Genomic DNA, 12927 nt, shown 5'->3' with positions numbered 1-12927 from the left:
GAATTGTATGAAGAAAAAGAGTTTTGTGTTCGTCCTACTCTTAATTCTCGTTTTATCAACTGCTTTAGCAGCATGTGGCGAGAAAAAAGATAGCGGTTCAGATGGCGACAAAAAAGAAAAAGTTCTTGTCTTTGGTCGCGGAGCTGACTCTGTAAAATTAGATCCAGCTGCTGTAACAGATGGTGAGTCACTGAATGTAACAAAAAATATTTTTGAAACATTAATCAATTTTGGTGAACAAAACACAGATTTAGTACCTGGACTTGCTTCAAAATGGGAAACATCAAAGAATGGCTTAGAATATACATTTGAGCTACAAAAAGGTGTTAAATTCCAAGATGGTACAGATTTTAATGCTGAAGCAGTTGTGAAAAACTTCGAGCGCTGGATGAATGGTAATGCTGAAAAGTTCCCATACTTCCAATCGATGTTCGGTGGTTTTAAAGGCGATAAAAATGCCGTTATTAAAGAAGTAAAAGCAGATGGTGAAGATAAAGTTATCATCACATTAAATTATCCGCAAGCACCATTCTTAAAGAACTTAGCGATGACGCCGTTTGCGATTGCATCGCCAACAGCACTTGAAAAAGAAGGTAAGAATTTCGAAAAGAAACCAGTTGGTACAGGTCCATTTACATTTGTTGAGTGGAAACGTAACGATTCCATTACATTGAAGAAGAATGAAGATTACTGGCAAAAAGGATTACCTAAACTAGATAAAGTCATCTTCCGTTCTATTCCAGATAACTCAGCACGTCTAAATGCTTTAACATCTGGTGAAATTGATTTAGCAGACGGTATTAACCCATCAGATGCAAAAATGATTGAAGATAATCCAAATTTACAATTATTCAAACGTCCATCTTTAAATGTTGGATACCTTGGTTTAACCGTAACACGTAAACCATTTGATGATAAAAAAGTACGTCAAGCTGTCAACTATGCAATTGATAAACAAGCGATTGTTGATACGTTCTATGAAGGACAAGCGGATGTAGCGAAAAATCCAATGCCACCAGTTATTAAAGGATTCAATGATTCGGTTGAAGACTATAAATATGATCCTGAAAAAGCGAAGAAATTATTAGCTGAATCAGATTATAAAGGTGAAACAATTGAACTTTGGGCAATGCCAGTGCCACGTCCATACATGCCAGACGGACAAAAAATTGCTGAAGCAATTCAAAAGAATTTAGAAGATGTTGGAATGAAATCTAAAATTGTCAACTACGAGTGGGGCACATATTTAGATAAAGCTTCAAAAGGTGAAGCAGATGCCTTCTTACTTGGTTGGACAGGTGATAATGGAGACGCTGATAACTTCCTATACACACTTTTAGATGAAGATAATATCGGTAGTAACAACTACACATTCTTCAAAAATGCTGAAACACACAAATTATTAAAAGAAGCGCAAAAAGAAGTAGATGAAGAAAAACGTGCGAAATTATACGAAAAAGCACAAGAAATTATCCATGAAGAAGCACCTTGGGTAGCGATTGCTTACTCAACACCTTTATTAGCAGGTAAAAAAGAAATTACTGGTTTCAAAGCTCATCCAACAGGCTCTGACCGCTTTGACACAATTGATTTTAAATAAGTAAACATGCGCTGTCGCACAGAGTTGAACAGTGTGACAGCGCATATTATTTTAGGAGGTAACGTGTATGCTACGCTATACAGGAAAACGACTTTTACAATTAATCCCTGTCCTCTTTGGTATGACATTTATTGTGTTTATGATTGTACGAGCTATTCCCGGTGACCCAGCGAAAATCATCCTCGGTCAACAGGCAAGTAAAGAAGCTGTGGCTGCATTACGAGAAAGTTTAGGTCTCGATAATCCATGGTACATACAATACTTTAATTATCTAGGACAATTATTTACAGGTAACTTGGGAGAGTCGATTAAAACAGGTGAAGCTGTTAGTGCAGAAATCTACCCATATTTAGCCGCAACAATGGAATTAGGCTTTGTTGCAATGGTTATTGCTATTGTCATTGGCGTCAATGCAGGAATTGTGTCTGCATGGTTCCAAAATTCATGGTTTGATTATAGTGCGATGATTTTAGCACTAATTGGTGTATCGATTCCAATTTTTTGGTTAGGTTTATTAGGACAGTGGGCATTCAGTGTTGAACTTGGTTGGTTACCAACTTCCAATCGATTTGATCCACGAGATCCTGTTGAAGCTATTACGCATTTCTATTTAATTGATACATTAATTGAAGGGCGTTTTGATCAATTTTTAGATGTTGTGAAGCATTTAATTTTACCAGCGACTGCTTTGGCTACAATACCAATGGCAATAATTGCACGTATGACACGTTCAACAATGATTGAAGTGATGCGTTCGGACTTCATTCGTACAGCACGAGCGAAGGGACAAAAGATGTTTTGGGTTGTTTATAAGCATAGTTTAAAAAATGCAGTCATTCCCGTACTAACAGTAATTGGTTTACAAACAGGGCTTTTACTTGGCGGGGCTATTCTAACGGAAACCATCTTTAGTTGGCCAGGTATTGGACGCTATATTTATGATGCGATTAGTTCCCGTGATTATCCAGTTATTCAATCAGGTATTCTAGTTGTAGCATTCTTATTCGTCATGATTAATTTACTGGTTGATTTACTTTATAGTGTGATTGATCCGCGTATTAAATACGATTAAGAGGAGGGAACAACATGACAGGTATTACACCCGAAATACAATTACCAGAAGAGAAAAGTAAGGCACGTAGTCCATTCCAAGATAGTCTACGAACTTTTCGGAAAAGTAAAGTAGCTGTAGTAGGCACAATCATTGTTGCTTTCTTCATCTTACTTGCTATTTTCGGTCCGTGGATTGCACCACAAGGGATTAATGAACAAAATTTAAAATTGCGACTCTTACCACCTTCTAGCGCACACTGGTTTGGGACGGACGTATTTGGACGCGATATTTTCTCACGCGTTATTTTAGGCGCAAGATTATCTTTACTAGTAGGTTTTGCGTCTGTTGCACTTTCCATTATCATTGGTAGTATATTAGGAATTTTAGCAGGTTATTATGGAAGATGGGTAGACACGATTATTTCACGTTTCTTTGATATTTTACTTGCCTTCCCAAGTATTCTACTAGCGATTGCAATTGTCACAGCACTCGGACCATCTTTATTCAATGCACTACTAGCGATTGCGATTGTCAATGTACCAAACTTTGGTCGTCTTATTCGTTCTAAAGTATTAAGTATTAAAGAAGAAGAATTTATTACAGCTGCTCGTGCAGTCGGAATGCGTGATACACGTATTTTATGGGGACATGTATTACCCAATTCCATGACACCGATTATCGTACAAGGTACGCTGGCGATTGCCACAGCGATTATTGAAGCAGCGGCACTAGGTTTCTTAGGACTTGGCGCACAAGCACCGCAACCTGAATGGGGGAAAATGTTAGCAGATGCGCGTATTTATTTAATCAATGCACCTTGGACGATGATTTTCCCAGGTCTTGCGATTATGCTAACGGTACTCGGCTTCAATTTAATGGGTGATGGTTTACGCGATGCTTTTGATCCAAAAATGAAAAATTAATACGAAAAAAGGACTTCGGCATAATCCGAGTCCTTTTTATTTTTAGAAAAAGTATTTGAAATATAAAAAGATAATCGCTGCGTACACTGCTGTCGCAATAACCATATGTAATGGATCTTTTGAACGGAAGCCTACAATACGGTTATACCATTTACGGTCGACAACGATTAATTTTACTTTATCAGGTAATGCAGAGCGAAGTGTTGCAGAAGATACCCATGTTTTAACGATTAATTGTTCACCATTTGGACGTGTAAATGTGTAGCGTTGTGATAACGAAAACTGATCATATTTCACCGTCTCAAACTCGGAAAATTTATAAGATGCTAATTCTTCAATCGCTAAAATTTTATCCGTTGTCGGTGTATCACGTGTTGGTTCAATAATCCGCACGAATAAAAAACGATCAACACCTGCTTTAAATAGTAAATGACTGGCACCCGGAACTTGTTTTGAATCTGTTTGTGCCACTTGATAACCTTTATATTGTTTATTTTTATTCATAAACTGTAAAATTTCATAGTTATTAATCATACATGCCGTCTCCTTTTCAATATACCTAGCGTAACATAGTTGAAAGCGAGTAAAAAACCCCTCTCCCTCAACTTTCTATAGCATTTTTGTGAAGGTTTGAATTTCCTCAAATAATGTAAGGACAGAACCTGGAAAACGACGATTTTTTAAATAGTATAAAAAGACAGGACGAGCTAAAATATTATCTTCAATCACACGATAGTCGAGTGTATCGGGAAAGGCATTTTTAATATAGTTTTCAGGCAAAATACTAATACCAAGTCCTTCATTCACAAGAAGTTTCGCCATTTCAAAGCGTTCAATTTGATAGTCAATTTTAGGTGTTAATTGTAATTTATCAAAAGCACTTAAAATCTGTTTACATGTTTCAAATTTCGGCATCCCTGTAATAAGAGAATCATCACATAAATCTTTCAATGTGATATGTTCTTTTTTAGCGAGTGGATGCTCCTTTTGAAAAATAACAACAAAGCGTTCTGTATAGAGCTGAATCCCTGTAATAGAAGGACTTTGAATGCGATGATTCGAAATCGCTGCGTGAATATGATATTTCTCAAGAGCTGTTACAACACGTGTGTTATACAGTGTATCAATCACTGAAAATTGAACAGCTGGATATTTCTTTGCGTAATCATACATAACCTTTGTAAACCAGCCATGTGCCGATTCAATCATGCCAAATACAATCTCGATTTCCTCTCCATGTACAATATCTTGAATTTCCTCATTCATAATTGAAAACTGTTCAAGTAAGGAAGTCGCACGTTCAAGTAGTAACTCACCTGTATCTGTTAATTTTAATTGTCTAGTCGTTCGTTCAAATAAAGAACTTCCAATCTCTTTTTCTAAATTCGCAATGGAATTACTAAGAGAAGGTTGTGAAATATGTAGCCCGAGCGCAGCTTTTGAGAAGCTAAGTGTTTTGGCTACTGTCACAAAATACGTTAATTGCTTTAAATCCAAGTGAACCATCCCTTTCATTTATAGTTTGAAACTATAAATATATACAAAATCAGTATTAGTAATTATATATAACAGAAATTATACTAAGAATACGCTTTCATGTAAAAGTTTTAAAGGGGGAGAGCCAATGTATGATTCGAAAGTATCAGCTTATTGGAATGGACGTGTTGATAGCGAAATAAATGAAGAGAGTTTTCGTTTACATCAAGTTGTCACACAGAAGAAAATCGATGAGCTTGAACATAATGCAGCAGACCTTGTTCTAATGGGTTTTGTTTGTGAAGAAGGAGTAAGACGTAATCAAGGAAGACTTGGCGCAGCAGAAGGGCCAAATGCTTTACGAAAAGGTCTTGCAAGCTTGCCGAAGAATGACCAACATATTCAGAATATTGTGGACGTTGGCAATATTGTGTGTGAAGGACAAAAACTTGAACAAGCACAACAACAATTAGGAGACGCTGTTCAACAAGCACTACAAACGAATGCGAAATGTATCGTTTTAGGCGGTGGACATGAAACATTATATGGACATTACTTAGGTGTACGTGCAGCATACGGTCAAGATGCTAAAATCGGTTTAGTGAATATTGATGCACACTTTGATTTAAGAAGTTACGATGAACAACCTTCATCTGGTACAATGTTCAAACAAATTTTAGATGAAGATGCAAATGCTTCTTACTTTGTTTGCGGTATTCAGCGCTATGGTAACACGAGAGAATTATTTAATCGTGCAGATAAGCTAGGCGTGACGTATTTATATGAAGATGAGATGACGTTAGCAGATGTTTCGGTAGAATTCGACCGTTTTGCAAATGAATGTGATATTGTATTACTTACGCTTTGTACAGATGTCATTGAATCGGCACATGCACCAGGGGTTAGCGCGCCGTCACCATTCGGGCTACATCCGAAAATGGTTCGCTCCATTATTCAACTCGTTACACAACACGAAAAAACAACAAGCTTCAACATTTGTGAGGTGAATCCAGCACTTGACTCAGAGGGGATTACAGTTAAGTTGGGAGCCTATTTAACAAATGAAGCGATGATCGGAATCACAAGGGGGAAATAATATGTTAGAAGTCAATCAAATTACAACATTATTCATTGCAGTAGCGATGTTTTTATTAGGTACATTTTTAGTTCGTAAAGTCGGCTTTTTAAGTCGCTTCTGTATTCCAGCACCGGTTGTTGGTGGTTTAATTTTCGCAATCATTGCGACAACTTTAAAAGCAACAGGCGTTGTCGAAATTGCATTAGATACATCGTTACAAAGTATCTTTATGATTACCTTCTTCACAACGATTGGTTTAGGCGCAAGTTTTAGACTGGTACGCTTAGGTGGCAAATTATTAATTATTTATTGGATTGCTTGTGGTTTCTTAGCACTTATGCAAAATGTCATCGGCGTTAGTTTCGCTAAATTATTTGGTTTAGAGCCATTATTAGGTGTAATGGCAGGCGCTGTGTCAATGGAAGGCGGACACGGAGCAGCTGCAGCTTACGGTGAAACATTACAAGGATTAGGCGTTGACTCAGCGATTTCAATCGGTTTAGCAGCCGCAACACTTGGTTTAGTTGCTGGTGGTTTAATCGGTGGTCCAGTTGTTCAATATTTAGTGAAAAAATTTGATTTAAAACCGGTAGAAGTACCAGAAGAAAAATATGTTGAGCAATACGAACATCCTGTAACTGAAAAGTCATTTATGAATCAAGTATTCTTAATTACATTCAGTATGGCAGTCGGTACGTATTTAGGTGAATTATTCTCAAATGCGACGGGCTTTGTGTTACCAGGTTATGTTGGTGCGATGTTTACAGCTGTTATCTTACGTAATGTAATGGACCGCGTAAAACCAGGCTTCATTAATATGAAAGAGATTAATTTGATTGGCGATATTTCATTAGGTATTTTCTTATCAATGGCTTTAATGAGTATCAAACTTTGGGAAGTAGCAGGTGTAGCACTTCCAATCGTCGGTATTGTATTCATTCAAGTCGTATTCATCACTGTTTTTGCGATTTTTGTGCTATTCAGAGCGCTTGGCAAAAACTACGATGCAGCTGTAATGGTTGCGGGTTTCTTAGGACATGGACTTGGTGCAACACCAAATGCGATGGCAAACATGTCAGCAGTTGTAAAGAAATTCGGCCCATCTCAAAAAGCATTTTTAATCGTTCCAATTGTAGGAGCATTCTTGATTGACGTATTTGGTATGCCAATCATCATTGCAACGATTAACTTATTCAAATAAAATGAAAAGGAATCGCATCGTGGTGCGGTTCCTTTTTTGATTACTGAATGAAAGGGACAAATCTGCGCGTGAAAGGGAATCCTGTTCGTTGAAAGGGACAAATCCGCGCGCAAAAGGGAAAGTGACTCGTTGAAAGGGAATCTTAACCATGCATAATACAATACACAAAAAGGAGAGACACTATGATTCGATTATTCCAAGAAAAAGATCGTCAGTCGCTTCAACAATTATTTTTAGAAGTACGAACAAAGCATTTCTTTTGGGAAGATGGAGCATCTTTTGAGCTACAAGATTTTGATTTGCAAACACAGGATGAAATTATACTTGTTGCAGAAGATGAAAAAGGTATACTTCAAGGATTTTTGGCAATTTATGAACCAGATCAATTCATACATCATCTTTTTATCGCAAATGATGCGCAAGGAAAAGGAATTGGTAAACAACTTATTGATGAAGCGGTTAAGCGTTTTGGAACACCACTCACATTAAAGTGTGTGAGCAAAAATACAGCCGCCTTACAATTTTACTTAAAAAATAACTTTTATACAGTGGAAGAAGTTGATGCGAATCCACCGTATCATTTAATGCGCTTAGAATAAAGGAATTGAGCTGCTTTATGTAGAATACGAACAGTAATACGAATAGCGGTTGGGGGAATGTGGTTATGCTTCGTAAATTATTCGGGATGGTGCTCATTGTATTACTCATTTATTTAATTGTAAATTATTTACAAACAGGCGTGTAATCAAAAAAGACTTTAGCACGCAAGCCAAAGTCTTTTACATAATTATTCTTTTACTTCAAATTCCCAGTAAATATCTTTGGCATCTAATGCATCCGCAGGTAGATACTTCACTGTATATTTGCCAGCACCTTCTACATCATACTGAATTGCACCGTTTACATCGGCTCCTTTTTCATAGTCGCCACCTAACCGTTTTGCTCCACCATAAAAAGCGTCTAGTTCTTTACCGTCTTTGTATAAACGGAATGACATAGATGAAATATAAACTTTACGATCAGAGTTGTTTTTCACGTTAAAATCAAGTGTTAAGATTTTCCCTTTTTTCGGTTTACCATAAGGGTCGCTATCAGACAATTTCGCTGATTTTAATGTGTAGTCCACATCTTCAAATGTCACTTTCTCACCAAGTTTGTGATAGGTCACATCTTTTGTTTCATCATCTTTTTTTACTTCCGTTTTTGTACCTTCATCTTTTTTATCTGATGAATCACTACAAGCACCTAAAAATAGAGCAGCTACAATGGGTAATGGAATTAATAATTTTTTCATGTACATGACCTCCTTTTAATTTATCCCTCATTTTCTGAATCTATAAACATTTCTTTTATTTTCAAGTAATTTTTTACTAAATATGATAAATTAATAATAATTAAATGTTAGGAGGAAGCGTATGAAGAAGTTATTATTAACACTATTTTGTATGACGGTGGTTTTTTCAGTGTATGGAACAAAAGCATTTGCAACGTCTGTAAAGTCGAGTGATTATTTACCAAGTACACAAAAAAGTCATTACAAAGAAGGTACAGGTTACTATTTAGATAATTATCGTTTTAAATATAAAACGGTATTTAAAAAAGGATATTGGCATACATATGAATATGATTATAAAAAGAAAAAATATAATACATATGTGTCTTCAAAATTAAAATATGTTGTGAAAAAAGATGGTATTCACACGATTGATTATCAAAATAATTATGGTGAGATTGATCGTATGGAGAGTAAGGTCTTACCAGCGACATTGAAAAAAGGAATGAAGTTTACAACGTATGCTAAACTGAAAGGTTATCCAACAGCTAAGTATCATAATGTAGTTGCTTCAACAAACGTAAATATGACGATAAAAGGCAAGAAATATAAAAATGTCGTAAAAATTGTTCAAGCTAATAAAAAAGAAAAATTAGTGCAGTATTGGGCAAAAGGCAAAGGAATCATCAAACACACGTATACGAATGGTGAAAATGGTGCATCGAAAATGCGCTCAACGTCTTATTTAATCAAATAAAATGATAAAAGTTCATAGAGTTTCTTCTATATAAATAGCGTGCTATAATCATAGTGGAAACGATGTAAATAAATTCGTTTGATTTATAATGTAGAAATGAGGAAATCAATATGTCAAATGCTTATGAAGAATATATGCGCGGAATCGTTGCGCCAATGCGTCAAGAATTAGTAGATGCAGGTTTTACACAATTATTAACTGCTGATGAAGTAGCAGAACATATGCAAGAATCAAAAGGTACATCATTAATTATGATTAACTCAGTATGTGGTTGTGCAGCAGGTCTTGCGCGTCCAGCTGTTATTGAAGCAGTACAGCAAGTAGAGAACAAACCAGACCACTTAGTAACGGTGTTTGCAGGTCAAGAAAAAGAAGCAACAGAACAAATGCGTGCATTCTTTGAAGAAGTGCCACCAAGCTCACCATCGATTGCTGTTTGGAAAGATGGTAACCTTGCTTACTTCATTCCACGTGAACAAATCGAAGGACATATGATGGAAGAAGTTCGTGACCATTTAGCAGGTGCATTAGAACAAGTATGTGCAAAATAAGAACTGTTGCCACTACAGGTGGTAGACCAGACGCGCTTTCTATTGAGAAGGCGCGTTTTGTTGGTCATACGTTACAAATCGATGTTGTGCCACGCGATAAAAAATCGGTTCAAAAAATAGCAGAACGATACGAAGCAAATGTGATTGTAGCAGGGAAAAATCGCTATGAGTATTATGCTTATGGCGCAAAAGAGCCTTTCTTTTTCCATCCGAGTTCGGCTGCTTTTCGTGTGAAAAGACTTGCAAAGGGACAAGCAGATCCACTATTAGAACTTGCAGAATTAAAGCAAGGTGATTCATTTTTAGATTGTACATTAGGACTTGGAACCGACAGTATGATGGCGGCAGTAGTTGTTGGAGAAGAAGGACGTGTAGTGGGGTGTGAAGCGAATCCTAATGTGGCGTTTATCGTGAAACAAGGTTTACAACACTATGATTTCGAATCAGAGGGTTTATCACTTCTTCAAAATATGCGTCGTATTGAAGTCGTTTCGCAAAATGCAGTAGACTACTTAAAAACCTTACGAGACAATACCTTTGATGTGGTCTATTTAGATCCAATGTTTGAAGAAACAATCGAAGAATCAGTTCATTTTCAGCCACTTCGACAAGCAGGTGTACATGATGTGGTAACAGAAGAGTGGATGACGGAAGCAAAACGAGTGGCAAAAAGAAGTGTGGTTTTAAAGGCACATTACCGTTCTACTTTATTTGAAGATTTCCATTTCCAAAGAATTGAACGCAAAAATACAAAATTCCACTTCGGTATTTATAAAATAGGATGAAAAAGCATTATATATAATATATAATTACTATGTATTTGTATGAAATTATTCATTTGTTTAAGTCCTCAAGATTATTTATACTAAATATAATCATATGTAAAGGAAGGAAGTTTTGGCTTGGAGTACGTACAGCACCAAGTTCTTCGTAAAGGTTGTAATGGACAGAATGATGTAACGGTAATTTTATGTTCAAGCGAATTATCAAAAGAAGAACGTGAACAGATTGTAAAAGAAAATAAACAGAAAGAGATTGCTTTTCTTTTTCCGTCTGACACAGCAGACTTTCGCGCAATTTTTTACATGCATAAAAAAGAACAGGATTTATGCTTTTTAGGGTTAACGGCCACTTTGCAAACACTACTTCAACAATATTCCTCTTATAAAGATTATTCGAAAATTACAATCGAAACAAATGTAGGACCTTTCGAAATGGATCTTGTCACGAAAGAATTTTCGTTAAAAGATTATCAACTATATGAAAAAATTAAAACAGCCGTAAACTCGGAACAAACGCCATATTGGACGAACGATGTTCCACACTTAAATGAGTATCCTAAAGAATGCTTTTTGTTAGATGTTCCTGAACCTTCGCTTGTATTAAGTGAACCGAATACAGAACACTATTTTTTGAAGTCGACACTCGTACGTCGAGAAGATATAGATGAAAGTTTTGCTAATCTATTTTCGATTTTTGATCAATTAAAATATCGACTACAGGTGAAGTGGCATACACATCAGATAGAAGCCATTTTTGTTACGCTCTATATTCAAAATTTAGCAACAGGAAGTATGCTTCGACTGGACTCATTAAGTTTAGAAGCTTAAATAGAAGTAAATGAAACTGTAAGCAAACCGAATGACTCAGTTTGTTTACAGTTTTTTTATCGTAAGGAGGAAGCGATGCAGCAAGCGGTTATTGAATTATTTCAAACAAATCCCCAAGTAGCGATTATGATTAGTCTACTTTTAAGTATAGCTATTAGTATATTAGGTGTAGTGCCGAGTGTATTTTTAACAGCAGCCAATTTAATTGTATTTGGTTTTTGGGGTGGTCTCTTGTTATCCTTCGCAGGAGAAGTATTAGGTGCGACCGTATCATTCTTCTTATACCGCAAAGGTTTTAAACGATTGAACGATACACGTGCTTTTCAATATCCCAAAGTTCAAAAATTATTACAGGCCAATCAAAAAGAGGCTTTTGCTCTCATTATTTCTTTACGTATTTTACCGTTCATTCCATCTGGGCTTGTGACATTTGTAGCGGCAGTTGGACAAACCACATTTTTCACATTTTTTATTGCGAATATGATTGGGAAGATTCCTGCCATTGTGATTGAAAGCTTATCTGTTTATCAACTGCTTCACCTATCATTTGAATGGAAAATTGGTGTCACGATTCTAGGTTTAGGTGTTCTCATCTATATAATGAAAAAAGTAGGTGTAGTTGGGCGAAGTTCATAAAGTTTGCTAGAAAAATCGTCAGTAAATTGCAACTTTTCTGTAGAAAAGTGCGTTCTAAAAAGTATTGAGGGTTTTTCTTATAAATATTTTTCAGTCTATTGTACAATAGAGACAAATCAGGTGAACGACTAATAAAAAAGAGGGTGATTTTATGAAGAAATGGATTCAAAAGTTCCTTGTTTCAGCGGTAGCAGTAGTAACATTAGGTGTTATTACACCAAGTCATACCATTTGGAATAATATTTTAAGTGATGAACAGGCAAGTGCTAAGTCACAAAATATTGGCGAGGATACACAACACTCCACCTACATAGAATCAACTTTTGAAGAACCAACACAACCAGAAGTTGATTTGATTGTGGAAGCCAAAGAACAGGCTTATCAAAAATTCGGTTCTCGTATCGGACCGAAAATTCAGGAAGACTTTGATACACATATTTTTCCGAAAATCCAAGAAGCTATTGATCAAACTGTAACGAACGCAGAAGTACAGCAGCTAGCAATTACCGAAAATCCAAGTGGCAACTATGCTGAAAAGATGTTCAATATTTACGATGAACAAACCGGCAAAGACTTAATTCGATTCCACGTGCGAACAGAAAATCGCCCAGGAGAAGGGTATTACTACAACTTCCACTACCATACAGCTGAAGATCAATTTGCAACACATCATAATCTTGGGGATGTTTATTGGAGTAAAAATACGCCACCTAAATGGTTATCTTAATAATAGAAGAAAATACTGAGCGATTCATCGCTTGGTATTTT

The 12927-nt window shown here is 36.2% G+C and carries 15 protein-coding genes; 12 read left to right on the top strand and 3 right to left on the bottom strand.

The features are described from left to right. Positions 1–7 precede the first annotated feature (7 nt). The 3 genes from ASO14_RS09250 to ASO14_RS09240 all read left to right on the top strand — a co-directional run bounded on the left by ASO14_RS09250 (position 8) and on the right by ASO14_RS09240 (position 3577). Complete coding sequence (locus ASO14_RS09250; RefSeq protein WP_068454136.1) at positions 8–1600, top strand: ABC transporter substrate-binding protein; 1593 nt, start codon at positions 8–10, stop codon at positions 1598–1600. Between the two features lie 67 nt (positions 1601–1667). Further along, entirely contained in the window at positions 1668–2672 is a 1005-nt protein-coding gene (locus ASO14_RS09245; protein ID WP_068454132.1) for an ABC transporter permease, read from the top strand. Between the two features lie 14 nt (positions 2673–2686). Then, the gene (locus ASO14_RS09240) at positions 2687–3577 is read left to right on the top strand and encodes an ABC transporter permease (protein ID WP_068454129.1); all 891 of its coding nucleotides are present in this window, start codon (positions 2687–2689) and stop codon (positions 3575–3577) included. A gap of 42 nt (positions 3578–3619) precedes the next feature. Here ASO14_RS09240 and ASO14_RS09235 read toward each other — a convergent pair whose 3' ends face one another. Together ASO14_RS09235 and ASO14_RS09230 are read right to left on the bottom strand one after the other, a co-directional pair. Further along, positions 3620–4111 carry a hypothetical protein gene (locus ASO14_RS09235; RefSeq protein WP_068454126.1) on the bottom strand — a complete coding sequence of 164 codons (492 nt, stop codon included), beginning with the start codon at positions 4109–4111 and terminating at the stop codon, positions 3620–3622. 75 nt (positions 4112–4186) lie between these two features. Further along, a complete protein-coding gene (locus tag ASO14_RS09230) occupies positions 4187–5074 on the bottom strand; it encodes a LysR family transcriptional regulator (RefSeq protein ID WP_068454123.1) in 888 nt (295 codons plus the stop codon). Positions 5075–5201: 127 nt separating this feature from the next. Here ASO14_RS09230 and hutG point away from each other — a divergent pair, with 127 nt between their 5' ends. From hutG to ASO14_RS09215, 3 genes are all read left to right on the top strand, one after another. Continuing rightward, entirely contained in the window at positions 5202–6149 is a 948-nt protein-coding gene (hutG, locus tag ASO14_RS09225; RefSeq protein ID WP_068454120.1) for a formimidoylglutamase, read from the top strand. Position 6150: 1 nt separating this feature from the next. Then, a complete protein-coding gene (gene gltS, locus ASO14_RS09220) occupies positions 6151–7332 on the top strand; it encodes a sodium/glutamate symporter (protein WP_068454117.1) in 1182 nt (393 codons plus the stop codon). A 182-nt stretch (positions 7333–7514) separates the two neighbouring features. Continuing rightward, a complete protein-coding gene (locus ASO14_RS09215) occupies positions 7515–7931 on the top strand; it encodes a GNAT family N-acetyltransferase (RefSeq protein WP_068454114.1) in 417 nt (138 codons plus the stop codon). 188 nt (positions 7932–8119) lie between these two features. Here the strand turns inward: ASO14_RS09215 and ASO14_RS09210 are convergent, their stop codons facing one another. Further along, complete coding sequence (locus ASO14_RS09210; protein WP_068454111.1) at positions 8120–8626, bottom strand: DUF4352 domain-containing protein; 507 nt, start codon at positions 8624–8626, stop codon at positions 8120–8122. A gap of 121 nt (positions 8627–8747) precedes the next feature. Here ASO14_RS09210 and ASO14_RS09205 point away from each other — a divergent pair, with 121 nt between their 5' ends. The 6 genes from ASO14_RS09205 (at position 8748) to ASO14_RS09180 (ending at position 12886) form a co-directional block, all read left to right on the top strand. After that, positions 8748–9362, top strand: a complete 615-nt coding sequence (locus ASO14_RS09205; protein WP_068454107.1) for a hypothetical protein — start codon at positions 8748–8750, stop codon at positions 9360–9362. Positions 9363–9472: 110 nt separating this feature from the next. Then, entirely contained in the window at positions 9473–9913 is a 441-nt protein-coding gene (locus ASO14_RS09200; RefSeq protein ID WP_068454104.1) for a BrxA/BrxB family bacilliredoxin, read from the top strand. Further along, complete coding sequence (locus ASO14_RS09195) at positions 9901–10698, top strand: class I SAM-dependent methyltransferase (RefSeq protein ID WP_068454102.1); 798 nt, start codon at positions 9901–9903, stop codon at positions 10696–10698. The genes ASO14_RS09200 and ASO14_RS09195 overlap by 13 nt, the downstream gene beginning before the upstream one ends. A gap of 117 nt (positions 10699–10815) precedes the next feature. Next, positions 10816–11523, top strand: a complete 708-nt coding sequence (locus ASO14_RS09190; protein WP_068454099.1) for a PhzF family phenazine biosynthesis protein — start codon at positions 10816–10818, stop codon at positions 11521–11523. Between the two features lie 75 nt (positions 11524–11598). Further along, entirely contained in the window at positions 11599–12159 is a 561-nt protein-coding gene (locus tag ASO14_RS09185) for a TVP38/TMEM64 family protein (protein ID WP_068454096.1), read from the top strand. 151 nt (positions 12160–12310) lie between these two features. Further along, complete coding sequence (locus ASO14_RS09180) at positions 12311–12886, top strand: YpjP family protein (protein ID WP_068454093.1); 576 nt, start codon at positions 12311–12313, stop codon at positions 12884–12886. The last annotated feature ends 41 nt before the right edge of the window (positions 12887–12927 follow it).

The organism is Kurthia sp. 11kri321 (assembly GCF_001534765.1).
Classification (GTDB): Bacteria; Bacillota; Bacilli; order Bacillales_A; family Planococcaceae; genus Kurthia; species Kurthia gibsonii.
The sequence above is the reverse complement of the archived record's forward strand: the minus strand, read 5'-3'. Positions and strand labels throughout refer to the sequence as shown.